General features: G+C 62.2%; 15 protein-coding genes. 8 read left to right on the forward strand and 7 right to left on the reverse strand.

Features of this window, described 5'->3' with window-relative positions; all coding sequences use genetic code 11:
• The first annotated feature begins 34 nt into the window (after positions 1-34).
• The 3 genes from ROSMUC_RS11340 to ROSMUC_RS11350 are packed head-to-tail and all read left to right on the forward strand — an operon-like array spanning position 35 to position 4,181.
• Complete coding sequence (locus ROSMUC_RS11340; RefSeq protein ID WP_037273128.1) at positions 35-757, forward strand: response regulator; 723 nt, start codon at positions 35-37, stop codon at positions 755-757.
• 46 nt (positions 758-803) lie between these two features.
• Positions 804-1,970, forward strand: a complete 1,167-nt coding sequence (locus ROSMUC_RS11345; protein WP_052115325.1) for an FIST N-terminal domain-containing protein — start codon at positions 804-806, stop codon at positions 1,968-1,970.
• 3 nt (positions 1,971-1,973) lie between these two features.
• Positions 1,974-4,181, forward strand: coding sequence for a hybrid sensor histidine kinase/response regulator (locus tag ROSMUC_RS11350; protein ID WP_037273129.1), 2,208 nt, complete (start codon positions 1,974-1,976; stop codon positions 4,179-4,181).
• A gap of 10 nt (positions 4,182-4,191) precedes the next feature.
• Here ROSMUC_RS11350 and ROSMUC_RS11355 read toward each other — a convergent pair whose 3' ends face one another.
• Genes ROSMUC_RS11355 through ROSMUC_RS11365 form a run of 3 tightly spaced genes read right to left on the reverse strand, consistent with a single transcriptional unit; the run spans position 4,192 to position 7,796 of the window.
• Positions 4,192-5,340, reverse strand: a complete 1,149-nt coding sequence (locus ROSMUC_RS11355; RefSeq protein ID WP_037273131.1) for an alpha-D-ribose 1-methylphosphonate 5-triphosphate diphosphatase — start codon at positions 5,338-5,340, stop codon at positions 4,192-4,194.
• A gap of 2 nt (positions 5,341-5,342) precedes the next feature.
• Positions 5,343-6,071, reverse strand: a complete 729-nt coding sequence (locus ROSMUC_RS11360; protein ID WP_037273132.1) for an alpha/beta hydrolase — start codon at positions 6,069-6,071, stop codon at positions 5,343-5,345.
• Between the two features lie 39 nt (positions 6,072-6,110).
• Entirely contained in the window at positions 6,111-7,796 is a 1,686-nt protein-coding gene (locus ROSMUC_RS11365) for a thiamine pyrophosphate-binding protein (RefSeq protein WP_037273133.1), read from the reverse strand.
• A 124-nt stretch (positions 7,797-7,920) separates the two neighbouring features.
• Between ROSMUC_RS11365 and ROSMUC_RS11370 the strand changes: the two genes are divergently transcribed.
• On the forward strand, positions 7,921-8,364 hold the full coding sequence (locus ROSMUC_RS11370; protein ID WP_037273994.1) for an NUDIX domain-containing protein: 444 nt from the start codon (positions 7,921-7,923) through the stop codon (positions 8,362-8,364).
• On the opposite strand, the gene ROSMUC_RS11375 is transcribed toward ROSMUC_RS11370, so the two are convergent.
• The 3 genes from ROSMUC_RS11375 to ROSMUC_RS11385 all read right to left on the reverse strand — a co-directional run bounded on the left by ROSMUC_RS11375 (position 8,331) and on the right by ROSMUC_RS11385 (position 11,366).
• Complete coding sequence (locus ROSMUC_RS11375) at positions 8,331-9,209, reverse strand: DMT family transporter (RefSeq protein ID WP_037273136.1); 879 nt, start codon at positions 9,207-9,209, stop codon at positions 8,331-8,333. The genes ROSMUC_RS11370 and ROSMUC_RS11375 overlap by 34 nt on opposite strands.
• A gap of 174 nt (positions 9,210-9,383) precedes the next feature.
• Positions 9,384-11,024, reverse strand: coding sequence for a chaperonin GroEL (gene groL / locus ROSMUC_RS11380; protein WP_037273138.1), 1,641 nt, complete (start codon positions 11,022-11,024; stop codon positions 9,384-9,386).
• Positions 11,025-11,078: 54 nt separating this feature from the next.
• The gene (locus ROSMUC_RS11385) at positions 11,079-11,366 is read right to left on the reverse strand and encodes a co-chaperone GroES (protein WP_008281664.1); all 288 of its coding nucleotides are present in this window, start codon (positions 11,364-11,366) and stop codon (positions 11,079-11,081) included.
• 257 nt (positions 11,367-11,623) lie between these two features.
• On the opposite strand from ROSMUC_RS11385, the gene ROSMUC_RS11390 reads away from it, so the two are divergent.
• Positions 11,624-12,544 (forward strand): manganese-dependent inorganic pyrophosphatase, encoded by a 921-nt coding sequence (locus ROSMUC_RS11390; protein ID WP_037273141.1) that lies wholly within the window; start codon positions 11,624-11,626, stop codon positions 12,542-12,544.
• A gap of 152 nt (positions 12,545-12,696) precedes the next feature.
• The gene (locus ROSMUC_RS11395) at positions 12,697-14,724 is read left to right on the forward strand and encodes an NADPH-dependent 2,4-dienoyl-CoA reductase (RefSeq protein WP_037273142.1); all 2,028 of its coding nucleotides are present in this window, start codon (positions 12,697-12,699) and stop codon (positions 14,722-14,724) included.
• A 6-nt stretch (positions 14,725-14,730) separates the two neighbouring features.
• Here the strand turns inward: ROSMUC_RS11395 and ROSMUC_RS11400 are convergent, their stop codons facing one another.
• Positions 14,731-15,174 carry a DUF4399 domain-containing protein gene (locus tag ROSMUC_RS11400; RefSeq protein WP_037273143.1) on the reverse strand — a complete coding sequence of 148 codons (444 nt, stop codon included), beginning with the start codon at positions 15,172-15,174 and terminating at the stop codon, positions 14,731-14,733.
• A 193-nt stretch (positions 15,175-15,367) separates the two neighbouring features.
• Here ROSMUC_RS11400 and ROSMUC_RS11405 point away from each other — a divergent pair, with 193 nt between their 5' ends.
• Entirely contained in the window at positions 15,368-16,273 is a 906-nt protein-coding gene (locus ROSMUC_RS11405) for a LysR family transcriptional regulator (RefSeq protein WP_037273146.1), read from the forward strand.
• A gap of 182 nt (positions 16,274-16,455) precedes the next feature.
• Positions 16,456-16,995 carry an NADPH-dependent FMN reductase gene (locus ROSMUC_RS11410; RefSeq protein ID WP_037273147.1) on the forward strand — a complete coding sequence of 180 codons (540 nt, stop codon included), beginning with the start codon at positions 16,456-16,458 and terminating at the stop codon, positions 16,993-16,995.
• Positions 16,996-17,008: the final 13 nt, after the last annotated feature.

Genomic DNA, 17,008 nt, shown 5'->3' on the forward strand with positions numbered 1-17,008 from the left:
AGGCCCGCGCGTGGGCCTTTGCTAGGATAATAGAATGACACCGAAAACGGCGCATATTCCCGGCACCCGTCCCGCACATGCGGGACCGGGGCGTTTTACAACGGCGCTCATTGTGGATGATCATCCGCTGTTTTGCGATGCGCTGTCGATGACGCTGAAATCGGTGGCCGGCATTGCCCGGATCGACACCGCGGAGAGCCTCGATCAGGCGCTGGCGATGGTGGCTGAGAATGGCCCACCCGACATTATCGTGCTCGATCTCAACCTGCCGGACGTGAGCGGGCTGGATGGTCTCGCGCGGCTGAGGGCGGTCGCGGGCGCGACACCGATTGTGGTCGTATCCTCGATGTCCGAGAGTCGGATGGTCTGTTCGGTCATTCACGCAGGCGCGGCGGGGTTCGTGCCCAAACACAGCCAGCGGCCGGTATTTCGTGCCGCGTTCGAGGCGATTGCCGCGGGCGAGATTTTCCTCCCCGAGGGGGTTGTCCTGACCAAGACGCAAGAACAGCCGGTGAATGATCGCGACGAGGCGGTTGAACGTCTGGCGCATCTGACGCGGCAGCAGGCGCGCATCCTTCAGTTGATCTGCGAGGGGCGGTTGAACAAGCAAATCGCCTATGAGTTGTCGATTGCCGAAACCACGGTCAAGACCCATGTCACCGCCATCATGCGCAAACTGGGGGTGCAGACCCGCACCCAGGCGGTGCTGATCGCGCAGATGGCCAGCTTCTCTAACGTCTTGCGCGAGGCGGAGTAAGCGGATTACGCTCTGACTGGGGTGGAGGACCCCGAGGGGAGGAGCCATGGACAGCAGCCTGTCAGAGCTGGCGCTGTGCGATCACGCTATCGTTGCGCGTGCAGAGGTGCCGCATGATTCCGACGACGCCATTGGCACCCTGCGCCGGGCCATGGGTGACATGCGGCTCGCATTGGTGCTGTTCTTTGTCACGCCAGAGGCGGATTTCGAAGGGTTGATGGCTGAGGCCGCGCGCATCTTTGTCGATAGCCGCTGTGTCGGCTGCACCACCGCCGGTGAGATCGGGATGAGCGGCTACGCAGAGGGCAGCATCGTTGCCGTGGGGTTTGCCGCCGATCATTTCCACGCGGTGTTGCAAGTGGTGACGCCGCTGTCAGAGCTGGACAGTACCGCCTGTGTCTCCCAGACGGTGCGGGCGCGGGCGTGGCTTGCCACGCAGGCGGGCGAGAGCCTGCCCAACGAATTCGCCTTTCTTGCGGTCGATGGCTTGTCGCTCAAGGAGGATGAACTGGTTGCGGCCATCGCGGCGGGGCTTGGGCCGATGCCGCTCTTTGGTGGATCGGCGGCGGATGGTGAGCGTTTTTCGCAGACGCTGATTTCCTGTGACGGGGTGACGCTGCGCAATGCCGCCGTGGTTTGCCTCATGCGAACCGATTGCCCGGTGCGGGTGTTTCGGCTCGATCATTTCCAGCCGACCGACCGGCGCATGGTGGTGACGGATGCCGACCCCGCGCGCCGCATCGTCCATCAGATCAACGCCGAGGTGGCGGCACAGGAATATGCCCGCATTCTTGGCTGCCGGATCGACGAGCTAACACCCTCGACCTTTGCCGAAAACCCGGTGGTGGTGCGGATCGGCGGTCAGCATCACGTGCGCGCCATTCAGCGCGCCGAGGCGAATGGCGACTTGCAGTTCTTTTCCGCGATTGACGAAGGGTTGGTTCTTACCCTGGCACAATCGCAGGACATGGCAGCGCATCTGGATCGCGAACTGGCCGGGCTGGGGATTGAGACTGCGCCGCTGACGGTGCTGGCCTGCGACTGTATTCTGCGCCGGACCGAAGTGCAGCAGCGCCAGATCGGCCCCGAGATTTCGCGCATTCTGGCCGCGCATCGTGTGGTGGGATTTTCCACCTATGGCGAGCAGATCAACGGCCTGCATGTCAATCAAACCATGACCGGGGTGGCGATTTATCCCCCCATCGGGCGCTAGGCCATGTCGGCGGCGCTGATTGACAATTCCGACCCGCTGGATCGGCAGAACGGCAAACTGCTCAAGATCATCGAAGTGTTGATGCGCCGGGTCGAGCAGGTGACGGATGACGGCGGCGCGGCCTATGCGCATTTCGAGCGGGCGGTCATCCTCGAAGATCAGATCAGCGAACGCACCCGCGATCTCGAACACGCACTTGACCTGCTGAACGAATCCAACGCGCAACTGGCGCAGGCGATCCGGCAGGCAGAGCGGGCGCGCTCGGACCTCGCCAATGCGATCGAGACGATTCAAGAGGGCTTTGCGCTCTTTGACAGCGACGGGCGGCTGGTGCTGAACAACAGCCGCTTTGGTATGTATATGCCCGACTTGGTGGCAGAATTGCGCCCCGGTCTGGAGTTTGCCGATTACGTTCGCCACGCGAGCCAGAGCCGGTTTCTGGAATTGCCCGACATGCAGAGCCGAGGTGATTGGGCGGCGCGACGGATGCAGTTGCATCAGGAAAAGCATGTGATGTTCAACCTCAACCTGACTGGCGATTGCTGGGTTCAGGTCAGCGAGCATCGCACCCGCGACGGACAAACGGTGATCCTGCAAACCGACATCACCGATATAATCCGGCTGGAACGGCGCGAGCGTGGCAAGCTTTTGGACGATCAGGCGCAGTTGATCCGGGCCACGTTGGAGCACATTGATCAGGGGGTGTGCATCTTTGATCGAAGCGGGCAGTTGCGCGGCTGGAACCAGAACGCGGGCAGCATGTTGTCGATCCCGATCTCGCGGTTTCGGGTGGGGATCGAGTTTGATGTCATTCTGCGACGCATCGGCAGCGATTTCGAGATCGAGGGCGGTCTGACCGCGCGTGACATTGCAGCTTGGGTGGCGGCACAGGATCGGCGCGCGCCGCTGCGGTTCTATATGCGCTCAGGCACGCACAAGACTCTGGATGTCTTTGCCCGGCAAATGCCCGACCGGGGCTTTGTCATCAGCTTCTCGGATGTGACGGCAGAACGTGCTGCTACGCGCGCGCTTGCCCATGCCAATGAGCGGCTGGAACAGCGGGTGCGCGACCGCACGCTGGAGTTGGAGGATGCGCTTGGCAAGGCCGAGCGCGCCAATGCCTCGAAATCGCGGTTTGTAGCGGCGGCAAGCCATGATCTGCGCCAGCCGCTTTCGGCGGCGCGGCTCTATCTTGCGTCCTTGCAAGAGGATCTGACCAGCGACGATCACCGGGTGTTGATGGATAAGGCGCAGCGGGCGTTAACCAGTGTCGAGGATATCATCGACGCGCTTCTGGATATTTCGCGATTGGAATCGGGGCATGTCGAGGTGGATGTGACCCACGTGCCGCTGCGCCGGATCACCGATCAACTGATCGACGAATTCGCGCCTATAGCCGCACTCAAGGGGTTGGATCTGCGCTATGTGCCCCGCGACGCCGTGGTTGAGAGCGACGCAAGCTATCTGCGGCGCGTGTTGCAGAACCTGATTGCGAATGCGATCCGCTACACGCCCTCTGGCCGGGTGCTGGTGGGCGCGCGGCGGCAGGGGCGCAATCTGCGGCTTGAGGTGCGCGACACCGGACCGGGGATAGCCCCCGCTGATCAGGATCGTATTTTTCAGGAATTTCATCGGCTTGATGCCCATGTCAGTGCAGCTGAAGGCATGGGGCTCGGGCTGGCTATTGTGGATCGGGCCTGTGCACTCTTGGGGCATCCGTTGGAACTGCGGTCTGATCTGGGCTGTGGGGCCTGTTTCAGCGTGACCGTCCCGTTGGTGTCTGTGGGGCGGAGCGGACCAGAGACCCGGGGCGGTGGCGGGGCAGTACGCGTGCGGGACACGTTTGAAGGGCGGATCGTGCTCCTGATCGAGAATGACCCGGACTTGCGCCACGCTCTGACCCTGCTCTTGCGCGGTTGGGGCGCGGATGTGGTCGAGGCGGGCAATCTCTTTGAGGCGTTGACGCAACTGGCAGATCTTGGGCTCAGCCCCGATGCGATGCTGGTCGATTACGAGCTGGACGAGGGCGTGCGTGGGCCGGATGTGATCGCGCGGATTATTGCGCGGCACGGGGCCATCCCTGCGCGGATCATCACCGGGCATCTGACGGCGGACATGCGCGCACATTGTGACGGGGAGGGGCTTGAGGTGTTGCCAAAACCTATTGATCCGGCACAGCTTGAGGCGTTTTTGGCGGCGGCGGTGGGGTGAGGCACGCGGCCTATCCGACAAAGCGGCTTGCCGCGTCGCCCGCCATGTAGCTGATCCGACCCTGCGCGATGGTCGCCATTACGCGGCGCGTCTCTGGCGCTAGGACAACCAAATCGGCCCGCAGACCTGGCCGGATCGCGCCGCGGTCCATCAGCCCCAAGAGCTGCGCCGGACCCGTTGAAATCAGCCCCCAGGCGGTCGACAGATCGCAAATTCCGCCATCGGCCAAGAGAAAGGCCGCGCGTCGCAGTGAGGGGTAATGATAATCCGAGGCCAGCGCATCCACCAGCCCCATGGCCACCAGATCGACGGCGCTGACATTGCCCTTGTGTGACCCACCCCGCACCAGATTGGGCGCACCCATGATGACATGATCGCCGCCCGCGCGCGCCTCTTCGGCCGCCTCAAGCGTTTCGGGAAACTCGGCGATGGTCATGCCGCGCGCGCGCGCGCGCCTGCGGCCCTCGGCCGTGGAATCGTCATGGCTTCCCAGTCGGACGCCGCGCGTGGTCAGGCGGGCGGCGAGACGCTCCAATGCGGGCCCGACCTCGGGCATGCGGTCATGCAGGCCTTGGATGAATTCCAGATGCTTTTCGGGGTTGCGCCCGATGCGCAGCGCCTGTCCGGTCAGCCCCTGTGGACGCTTGCCCGCTGCAAGCGCCTTGTGCGGCAGGTGATCGTTGAACACGAGATAGCCGATGCCATGCCGCGCGACCATGTCTTCGACCGCGCCATAATCGTCGAGCAGCGATATCTCACAGCGCAATTGGGCGTGTAGGTCGGTTTCGACATGATCGCGCACCTCGGCCAGGGCCGCAAAGACCTGATCGGCGAACTCTGGTCCCCGCATGCCGCCTTCCCAGCTATAGAACTGCGCCAGAACGGCGGTGGTGATGCCATTAGCGGCCAATTCCGCCTCGGTCGCGATCATGCCTTGGGCGAGGTCCTTCATCGCGCCGCGCCGGGGGGCCAGATGCCGTTCGAACCCGTCGCCATGGACATCGACGATGCCGGGCAGGATCATGTAGCCGCTCAGGTCCACGATACGGCCCTGCGGGGTATCGGCAATCCGCCCGCCACTAAGCGAGAGGTCGCAGATGCTCAGCCCCTCTGGCGTCAACACCTGTGCCCCGCGCAGTGTGATCTCGAGCGCCGTCATCGTCACCTCCGTCCCAAGAGCACATCGCCAAGGGTCAAGCCATGGTTGAACTGCCCATGTTCCAAAAACTCCTCGACCTGCGCGATCACGAGGGGGTTGTTCATCAGAAATGTATGCGTGACCGGAAGGGTGATGTGATCCGCCATCCCTTCGACCCGTGTCGAGGCGACCGAGACCTTGCCATCGTCTGGCCCCTCGATCAGGCTGGAAAAATAGGGGTTGAGCGAACGGGTGCCTGCGATCACCCCCAGCTCGAAATCCACCGGCGGCAGGTTTTCCGGCACACCGCCGGGCCCGGTTTTCAATTGCAGCCCCGCTGGTCCGTTGAGCCAGCGAAAGAGCTCGAGCCCGCCCAGTTCATCGACCAATTCGCTACCATGGTTCGGCGGAGCAAGCATCACGACGCGCCCCATCTGTGCGGGCCGGTTATCCTTGAGCCAGAGCCGCAAGAGGATGCCGCCCATGGAATGCGTGACGAAATGCACCCGCGTCGCGCCACAGACCCGCACCGCAAAGGGCAGGGTTTCGCGCGCGAGCCGTTCGATTTCCTCTTCTGTAGAGGGGTAATCGGGGCTGAACACGTCATAGCCGCGCGCTTCGAGCACCTCTTGCAGGATCACAAAGGACGCATCAGAGCGCGCCAGCCCATGCAACAGCACCACGCAATCGGCCCGCGCCGCCGTTGTCCAAAGGGCCAGGATAAGGCCGGTAAGGATGCTCCATCTGTTCATGCCGACCCCATAGGCGCAAATGCGCGTTGTGAACAGAGGTTACATGCCGTCACGTTTGCGCAGGCCCGCCGCGCGCATCTGGCTCAGCGTCACGCGTGGGGTCAGAGCCTCGGGCGAGATCACGAGATCGAGCACGGCACCGGTCGGCGAGGCACAGGCGCGCGCAAAGGCATCTGCGAAATCCTCGGTTCGCTCTACCCGTTCGCCGTGAAAGCCATAGGCGCGCGCAAGGGCGGAAAAATCCGGGTTGACCATCTCTGTGCCCGAGACTCGCTCGGGATAGTTCCGCTCTTGATGGGCGCGGATGGTGCCGTAGATGCCATTGTTGAGGATGAGGATCACAGGCTGGGCACCCGCCTGCGCGGCGGTTGCCAGTTCCTGACAGGTCATCTGGAAATCCCCATCCCCGGCAAAGCAGACGACGCGGCGCTCTGGATGTACGACTTTGGCGGCAACAGCCGCCGGGATGCCATAGCCCATGGCCCCCGATTGCGGGGCCAAGAGGCGCATGGCGGGTCCGTATTTGAGGAACCGGCCAGACCAGGTCGCGAAATTGCCCGCGCCATTGGTGATGATCGCGTCTTTGGGTAGTACGTCACGCAAATAGGCCGTCACCTTGCCCATGTCGACGGGCGAGGGCAGGTCGGGCAGATCAAATCCCGCCTCATAGCCCGCGCGCGCCTCGGCCTGCCATTCGGCCCAATCGCCTGTCACCGGCCCACCTGCGTTCAGCGCGCGCGCAAAGGCATTCGGACCTGCCTGGATGCCCAATTCCGGTTGATAGACCTTGCCCAGTTCCAGATCGGAGCCATGCACATGGATAAGACGTTGGCGCGGCACTGGCAGATCAAAGACCGTATAGCCATCGGTAGAATTTTCACCAAAGCGATTGTTCACGGCCAGAATCACATCCGCTTCGGCCAAGAGACGGCGCACATTTGGCACCATGCCCACCCCCGCTTCGCCGCAAAAGACCGGGGCGTGATTGTCGAACTGGTCCTGATAGCGAAAGACCGAAACGACCGGAATGTTCGACCCGGATGCAAAGTCCTGCAAGGCCGCGCGCCCCGCTTCTGTCCAGTTGCACCCGCCGTAGAGGATCAGAGGCCGCTTTGCCCCCGCCAGCATGTCGCGGGCGCGGGTCACGGCCTCGGCGCCCGGCTCCGGCTCTGGATAGTCCCCCGGCCCGGAAAGCGCGGCGACATCTGTCACAGCCGTCAGCATATCCTCGGGCAGGGCCACCACAACTGGCCCCGGTCGCCCCGTCACGGCGGTTTTCCACGCCCGCGCCACAATCTCGGGGATGCGACCCACCTGATCAATCTCGACTGCCCATTTTACCATCGTGCCAAATACGGCGCGGTAGTCGATCTCTTGAAACGCCTCGCGCCCCTTCATATCGGTGCCGACTTGGCCGACAAAGAGGATCATCGGCGCGCTGTCCTGCATCGCGGTATGCACGCCGATGGAGGCATTGGTCGCCCCCGGTCCGCGCGTGACCCAGCAGATGCCGGGACGGCCCGTCAGCTTACCATAGGCGGCGGCCATGAAGGCTGCGCCGCCTTCTTGACGGCACAGGGTGAAATCAAGCCGCCCGGCGGTGTCGTGCAGTGCATCCAGCACCGCAAGATAGCTCTCGCCAGGCACGCCAAACGAATGTCGCGCGCCCAGTGCCAGCAAACACTCCACCAGCAATTTCCCGCCGTTGCGTGTGTTGGTTCTCATGTCCCGCTCCCCTGTTCTGGTCGCGCGCAAGCTGACCAAAGGCGGGTTCAAACACAACCCCTTTTCAGCGCATGGCCCGCCACCTAAGGTTGGCTCGCGTCGTTCTCTTGTTTCAGGTCCGCCCATGCCCTTGCCCCGTCTAGCCGCCCGTGCCGTGATCGTCGAGGATGGGCGGCTGTTGCTGGTCAATGCCTATGCCGATGCCGGCAGCACGCTCTGGTGCGCGCCGGGTGGTGGGGTGGAGGCGGGAACATCCCTGCCCGAGAACCTGATACGCGAGGTTCATGAAGAGACCGGATTGACGATCCGCGTGGGCCCGCCCTGCCTGATCAACGAGTTTCACGCGCCTTCAACCGGCTTTCATCAGGTCGAGGTCTTTTTTCGATGCACGCTTGTTTCGGGTACGCTCTCGGACGATTGGCGTGATCCGGAACAGATCGTGACCCGTCGCCGATGGGTGACAGAGGCAGAGATGGGGGACTTGCGGATCAAACCCGACAGCCTTGCGCGCGTCGCGTTTCAGCGCGGGATGGGCTACGATCCCTTGGAGGAAATCGTCGGTCCCTGAGCGCGCCGGGAAATCACCGAGACCGCAACGCCGCCCAGCACCAGCGCGCTTGCCAGCACGAATTCTACAGTGAGTGCCTCACCCAGAAAGAGCATGCCGCCTGCCATCGCAATCACCGGCACGGTCAGTTGCGCCACCGCCGCGACCGATGCGGCCAGCCGCGGCAAGAGGCTGTACCAGAGCGCATAGCCCAGCCCGGATGTCACCGCCCCCGACAGCACCGCAAGCAGGACGCCCTGCGGCCCGATCACGATCCCCTCGGCCCCCTTGGGCACCAGCCAGCCAACCAAGAGGCCCATGGGGGCCGCCCAGATGAAATTCGCCGCCGTGGCCATCAGCGCATCTCCCGAGCGCCGCCCGTTCAGGGAATAGACGCCCCAGCCCACGCCCGCCGCCGCCATCAAGAGGCCGTGGACCACGCTAACCTGTGGTCCCGCGCCGGGCCAGAGCAGCCACGCAAGCCCGCCAAAGGCCATTGCGGCCCCGATCCAGCGCTGCCTTGGCATCGCCTCGCGCGCCAACACCCCCCCCGCGAACATGGTGATCTGCACCACGCCAAACAGGATCAGCGCGCCCAGCCCGGCATCCAGCGCCCGGTACGCCAAAGAAAACCCGTAGAGATAGATCAAGAGCGCCAGCACCCCGATCGCGCGCCCCGGACCCCAGAGCCGCAGCCCGCCGCGCAGCATCAGGCACAACAGGCCCAGAACAACCGCGCCAGAAATCAGCCGGATCACCCCGAAACTGACCGCATCCATCGTCCCACCAGCGATGGCCATCCGGTTCAGGACCGAATTGGCGGCAAAGGCGATCATGGTGAGGGCGGTCAAGAGAAAGAGGCGCATGCCCCTTGCTACCTGCTGGGGCGCACCGCGTATAGTCAGAGTATCGTGAGGCGCATTGCTTTCACTGTTCTTCAAATACTCAAAGTCGATACCGCGCCGGCGTGCACACCATGCAAAAAGAAAAGGGGCCGCCCAAAGGCAGCCCCGATCCGATAGCATTTTGCCGAGCGTGGCTTACATCATGCCGCCCATGCCGCCCATGTCGGGCATGCCGCCGCCAGCGGCATTTTCCTTTTGCGGCTTGTCGGCCACCATCGCTTCGGTGGTGATCAAGAGGCCAGCGATCGAAGACGCATCTTCAAGCGCGGTGCGGACAACCTTGGCCGGGTCGATGACGCCAAACTTGAACATGTCGCCATATTCATCGGTCTGGGCGTTGTAGCCGAACTTGGCATCGGAGCTCTCGCGGATTTTGCCTGCGACGACGGAGCCGTCAACACCAGCATTCTCGGCGATCTGGCGCAGCGGTGCTTCGAGCGCGCGACGCACGATGGCGATACCGGCGTTCTGGTCGCTGTTGACGCCTTCCAGACCGGCCAGTTTCTTGGCCGCCTGAACCAGAGCCACGCCACCGCCGACAACGATGCCTTCTTGCACGGCTGCGCGGGTTGCGTTGAGCGCGTCATCGACGCGGTCCTTGCGCTCTTTCACTTCGATCTCGGTCATGCCGCCGACGCGGATCACGGCAACGCCACCGGCCAGCTTGGCCACGCGCTCTTGCAGCTTTTCGCGGTCGTAGTCCGAGGTGGTGTCCTCGATCTGCTGACGGATCTGGCTGACCCGTGCTTCGATCTCGGCCTTTTCGCCTGCGCCATCGACGATGGTGGTCGCGTCCTTGGTGATCGACACTTTCTTGGCGCGGCCCAGCATGTCCATGCCGACATTCTCAAGCTTCATGCCGAGGTCTTCGCTGATCACCTGACCACCGGTCAGAATGGCGATGTCCTGCAGCATGGCCTTGCGACGGTCGCCAAAACCGGGGGCCTTGACGGCAGCGATCTTGAGGCCGCCGCGCAGTTTGTTCACGACGAGGGTTGCGAGGGCTTCGCCTTCGACATCCTCGGCAATGATCAGGAGCGGTTTTTGCGACTGGATCACTTGCTCGAGCAGCGGCACCATCGGCTGAAGGCTCGACAGCTTCTTCTCGTGCAGCAGGATGAGGCAGTCTTCTAGATCTGCAACCATCTTGTCGGCGTTGGTCACGAAATAGGGGCTGAGATAGCCACGGTCGAACTGCATGCCCTCGACCACATCGGTCTCGGTCTCGAGGCCCTTGTTCTCTTCGACGGTGATGACACCCTCGTTGCCGACTTTCTGCATCGCTTCTGCGATCTGGCGGCCGATTTCGGCTTCGCCATTGGCAGAGATGGTGCCAACCTGCGCCACTTCGGCGCTGTCGCTGACGGGGCGCGATGCGGCCTTGATGGCCTCGACAACCTTGCTGGTGGCCAGATCAATGCCACGCTTGAGGTCCATCGGGTTCATGCCGGCGGCAACCGCCTTCATGCCTTCTTTGACGATGGCCTGAGCCAGAACCGTCGCGGTGGTGGTGCCGTCGCCGGCCTCATCATTGGTGCGGCTGGCGACTTCTTTCACCATCTGCGCGCCCATGTTTTCGAACTTGTCTTCCAGTTCGATTTCCTTGGCAACCGACACACCGTCCTTGGTGATGCGCGGGGCGCCAAAGGATTTGTCCAGAACCACGTTCCGGCCTTTGGGGCCGAGGGTGACTTTGACAGCGTCGGCCAGAATGTTCACGCCCTTGAGCATGCGATTGCGGGCGTCGGTATTAAAGCGTACGTCTTTTGCAGCCATTTGAGGTGCTCCCGTGTTTGATTTCCGGTTGGATCAGCGTGAGGGGGAATGCCCTTACGAAATCACGCCCAGAATGTCGCTTTCCTTCATGATCAACAGCTCTTCGCCGTCGACCGTCACTTCAGTGCCAGACCATTTGCCGAACAGAATGGTATCGCCGGCCTTGACGGCCATTGCGATCAGTTCGCCATTGTCCTTGCGGGCGCCATCGCCGCAGGACACAACTTGGCCCTGGCTCGGTTTTTCCTTGGCGCTGTCGGGAATGATCAACCCGCCCGCGGTTTTAGCTTCGCTCTCAACGCGGCGGACAAGCACGCGGTCATGCAGCGGTTTAAATGCCATCTCTGAGGCTCCTTGGCTCAAAGTTACTCCCTGATGATCCCAGCTCGGGGATCATTAGCACTCATGGGGTTCGAGTGCTAACGGCGCATAGCTAGGGAGTGCGCCGGGGCGAGTCAACCGTTTTGATCCGCAAAAATCGCGTTTTGTGCGTGATCCGAATTGGGATTTTATGCCGCAGCGCAGCATCGGGCAGGTGACAAGTTGTGCCCACCCTCCTATAAGGCGCGCAAACCCGTATCAATGACAGGATTACCCCAATGACCACGCTTGTTTTCGGCCATAAATCGCCCGACACCGATTCCACCGGATCGCCCATTCTCTGGGCCTGGTATCTCAATGAGGTGAAGGGCGTGCAGGCCGAAGCTGTCCTCTTGGGCGAGCCCAACACCGAGGCCGCCTTTCTCTTGCAGAAGTGGGATCTGCCCAAGCCGCGCATCATTTCCGATGTCGAGGCCGGTCAGCCCTGCGTGATCGTTGACACCAACAACCCGGCAGAACTGCCTGCCAATGTGAACAATGCCGACATTCAGGCGATCATCGACCACCACAAGCTGGTGGGCGGGCTGGAAACCAAGGGCCCGATCGACATCACCGTGCGCCCGCTGGCCTGCACCGCAACCATCATGCTCGACCTGATGGACGATGATGCCGCGAAAATGCCCGCTTGGGCCAAAGGCACGGCGCTGACCTGCATCCTGTCGGACACGCTTGAATTCCGCTCGCCGACCACCACCGCGCATGACCGCGCCGTCGCCGAGAAACTGGCCGCTGATCTGGGCATTTCGATTCCTGATTATGCCGCCGAGATGTTTGCCGCGAAATCCGATGTATCGGCCTTTTCCGACGCTGAATTGCTGCGCATGGACTCCAAGGAATACGAGGTCGGCGGCAAGTCGTTCCGCGTGAGCGTTCTGGAAACCACGGCGCCCGCCATCGTGCTCGACCGCAAGGCTAGTCTGATGGAGAGCATGAAAACCGTCGCCGCCGAGGATGGCGTCGATCAGGTGCTGCTCTTCGTGGTCGATATCCTGAACGAAGAGGCCACGCTTTTGGTGCCCAATGATCTGGTCAAGACGGTTGCCGAAAAGAGCTTTGGCGCGACCGTGTCGGGCGATGCCGTGGTCCTGCCGGGTATCATGAGCCGCAAGAAGCAGATCATCCCCAATCTGACGCTCTGAACGTCACATAGAGATTTTGAGTAGGGCCGCCGATGGGCGGCCCTTTTCATTTTAGAGGATCGAATCTGGCCGCAGACGCCATAACGCAGCGTTCCGGGGTGACAAGATCGTGGTGCCGCGCCATGGTGCGAGGCAGCCAAGGGAGGTTAGCCATGTCCGAATATCCGCATCTTCTCAGCCCGCTCGATCTGGGCCATGTGACGCTGAAGAACCGCGTTCTGATGGGGTCGATGCACACCGGGTTGGAGGAAACCCGCGACTGGAACCGGGTGGCAGAGTTTTATGCGGCGCGGGCGCGCGGCGGTGTGGGCCTCATGGTCACGGGCGGCATGGCCCCCAATCGCGAGGGCGGCGTATTTCCCGGCGCGGCGGGGCTGTTTACGCCCGAGGACATCGCCAATCACCGCATCGTCACGGACCGGGTGCATGAGGCGGGCGGTCTCATTGCGATGCAAATTCTGCACGCCGGGCGTTATGCCTATGGCAAGGAATGTGTGAGCGCATCGGCCATCAAATCTCCGATTTCCCCCTTTACGCCCAAGGAACTGGATGAGGAGGGGATCGAAAAACAGATTTCCGACATCGTCACCGCCGCCGTGCGTGCGCGCGAGGCAGGCTATGACGGGGTCGAAATCATGGGGTCCGAGGGATATTTTCTCAACCAGTTCCTTGTGACCCATACCAACAAGCGCACGGATCGCTGGGGCGGTTCGTATGAAAACCGCATGCGTTTGCCAATCGAGGTGGTGCGGCGGGCGCGGGCGGCGGTGGGCTCTGATTTCATCATCATCTATCGCCTCAGCATGATTGATCTGGTGCCGGGCGGCAGTACCCACGCAGAGGTGGTGCAATTGGCGCAAGAGATCGAGCGTGCGGGGGCCTCGATCCTCAACACCGGCATCGGCTGGCACGAGGCGCGGATTCCCACCATTGCGACCAGTGTGCCGCGCGCGGGTTTTGCCTGGGTCACGAAAAAGCTGATGGGCAAGGTGGGGATTCCGGTCATCACCTCGAACCGGATCAACACACCCGAAGTGGGCGAGGCGGTGCTGGCCGATGGAGCCGCTGACATGGTCAGCATGGCGCGGCCGTTTTTGGCGGATGCAGAGTTCGTCAACAAGGCGGCGGCGGGGCGCAGCGCAACGATTGCCCCCTGCATCGCCTGCAATCAGGCGTGCCTTGATCACACATTTTCGGGCAAGCTGACGTCTTGTCTGGTCAATCCGCGCGCCTGCCATGAAACGGAACTGGTGATTGCGCCCGCGGCCACGCCCAAGCGGATTGCCGTGGTCGGTGCGGGGCCCGCCGGCCTCTCGGCGGCGATCACGGCGGCGGGGCGGGGGCATCAGGTGACGCTCTTTGACCGGGCGACAGAGCTTGGTGGTCAGTTGAACATGGCCAAGGTCATCCCCGGCAAGGAAGAATTCCGCGGGCTGGTGGACTGGTTTGGTGTCATGGTCCACGAGGCGGGCGTTGATCTGCGTCTGGGGCAGGAGGTGACGTCGGACGATCTGGACGGGTTCGATGCGGTAATCATCGCCACCGGCGTGATTCCCCGCGATCCTGGTATTCCGGGTCAGGACGGGCCGAATGTGGTCAATTACATCGACGTGCTGCGTGGCGGCGCAGAGGTGGGCCGCCGCGTGGCTGTGGTGGGCGCAGGCGGCATCGGGTTCGACGTGTCCGAGTTTCTCGTTCATAAGGGGATCAGCCCGACCGAAGATATCGCGCTCTGGCGTTCCGAATGGGGGGTGGGTGATCCTGCAGAGGTGCGCGGTGGCCTGGCCGAGCAAGGACCGCAGCCCGAGCCGCCCGCGCGCAAAGTGACGCTCTTGCAGCGCAAGGCAGAGGCCCCCGGCAAGCGTTTGGGAAAAACAACGGGCTGGATTCATCGCGCCGCGCTCAAGATGAAGGGCGTCGAGATGATCGGCGGCGTCAATTATGAGAGCATTGACGCGGCAGGGCTGCATGTAAGTTTCGGCGCGGCGCGTGAGCGCCCAACCTTGATCGAGGCGGACACTGTCGTGCTCTGCGCGGGTCAGTTGAGCGAGCGCAGTCTGGCCGACGCGCTTGAGGCGCGCGGTGTGGCTGCGCATGTGATCGGCGGCGCGGATCTCGCTGCCGAACTCGATGCGAAACGTGCGATTGATCAGGGCACGCGACTGGCGGCCACGCTCTGACGCGGGCTATTCGACGGTGATCGTGATCACCTCGGACACGACGGGCGGGTTGTGCGGCACATGGTTCAGGTCTCCCATGACCAGTTGCAGCGTGTGTGTGCCCGGTGCGAGATCCAGCGTCACCTGTGTCTGACCGCCGCCGAAATGGCGATGATTGTCATCTGCGGGCAGGCCCACGTTCATCTCTTCGGCACCGTCCGGCCCTTCGCCCAAGGGCGGGCGGTCGACCAGAACATGATGATGCCCTGTTGCCTCTTTGTCGGTGCCGGCAGGGGCCACGCCCATGCCCTTGAGGCCAAAGACGACCGTCACGGGGGCGCTGACGGTAGCACCATCCTCGAGATTGACGAAATAGACCTCGGCCCCCTCGGGCGCGGGGGTGTCCCCGGCGAAAAGGGGGGGTGTGAGGCTCAGAAAGACGGCGGCAGTCAATGCAATGATGCGTGTCATAGTAGCTCCTCCCATGGGCATGCTATCATAAGTGGTGCGATGGCTCAGCCCGTCAACAATCACAGCTTGGTGTTTCCGTGTTTCCAGCTGGCGAACTATGCCGACATTATCCAGATATTGTCCGGCAAGCGCCCCAGTTGTGCCTGATTTTCCCGTCACAAAGACAATCAAGATGCAATTCAGAGGGACTAGGATGGATCGCCTGACCGAAATGGAAGCCTTTGCCACCGTAGTGGATCAAGGCGGATTTACAGATGCGGCGCGCAAAATGGGCATTTCCAAATCCGCCGTGTCCAAGCATGTCTCGTCGCTTGAGGCGCGTTTGGGGGCACGGTTGCTCAATCGCACGACGCGGCGCGTCAGCCCGACCGAGATCGGTCTGGCCTATTATGATCGGGCGCTGCGCGTTCTCAATGACGCAGGAGAGGCCGATGCTCTGGTCAGTTCTATGCAGTCGGACCCTTCGGGTCTTTTGCGCATCTCCGTGGCAACGGACTTTGGGGTCAATCATCTGAGTCCGGTTCTAGGTCAATTTCTAGAGGAATTTCCGGACATCACCGTCAACATGGTGCTTAATAACCGCTATGTTGAGCTCATTTCCGAAGGCTTTGACATGGCCGTCCGCATCGGCGAGTTGGAGGATAGCACCCTGCGCGCCCGCAAGCTGACCGAGACCACCAAGCGCATGATCGCGAGCCCGAGCTATTTCGAAAAACACGGGCGCCCGCAAAAGATCGACGACCTGAACGAGCACAAGCTTTTGCATTACTCCAGCCAAGCTGGTGGCGCGGTGTGGAAGTTGACGGCACCCTCCGGGGAAAAGCGGCAGGTGCGCACGGCCGGAGGCCTCAGCGTGAATGACGGGCAATCCCTGCTCAATGCCGCGATTTCTGGGCTTGGCATCGCTTATCTGCCCTCGTTCCTCTATTCCCGCGCTATGGCCGATGGGTTGGTCGAAGATGCCATGCCCGAATTGCCGCTCGAATCGCAGGGTATTTACGCGGTTTATCCGCCGGGCCGCTTCACCCAACCCAAAGTGCGGGCATTTATTGACTTTCTGGTCCATCAATTCGCCGATAAAGGCCCGGTGGACTGGTAATCGCGTCCTCCTCGCCACGAGTGGCGAGTATCTGCCCCGGCTGCGGTCTGCTCGCTGCGCCGGGGCTTTTTATTTGGGTCTGAGGTGCCGCACAGGCCCTGTGCAACCACTTCATATTGTCAATTTCCCTCCATCGCCCCAGTTTAACGTGTGACACGGATTAACCCTTGAGAGGATGAATAATGGCAAACCCAAAACTCCTGTTGATTTCCGGATCGCTGCGCAAGGGATCGTATAATCGCATGCTGCTGGCTGAGGCGGCAGAGGCGTTCGGCCCCGCAGAGATCAGCGAAGGCAGCCTTGATCTGCCGCTCTACGATGGCGATCTGGAAGAGGCGGAGGGCGTGCCTGAGGCCGTGAAGCACCTCGCACAGCAGATCAAGGACGCCGATGCCGTTGTGATCGGCGCGCCTGAATACAACAAGGGCATCACGGGTGTGCTCAAGAACGGGCTTGATTGGATCAGCCGGGTTCCGGGGGCAGCGTTTAAGGACAAGCCTGTGGTGGTCGTCTCGGCCTCGGCGGGGCGCACGGGCGGCGAGACGGCGCAATTCATGACGCTCTCTTGCCTTACACAGTTGCAGGCGCGGTTGGTGCCAGGTACGGCGATTTTGATTGCGGGAGCGATGAACGCGTTTGATGATGCGGGCAAGCTCAAGGATGAAACATCGCGCAAGTTGCTGGCGGATCGTATGGCCGCGCTGCGGGTCGAAGTGGTCTGAACGAAAAAAGGCC

Origin of the sequence: Roseovarius mucosus DSM 17069 (assembly GCF_000768555.3) — a bacterium.
In the GTDB taxonomy this organism is placed as follows: domain Bacteria; phylum Pseudomonadota; class Alphaproteobacteria; order Rhodobacterales; family Rhodobacteraceae; genus Roseovarius; species Roseovarius mucosus.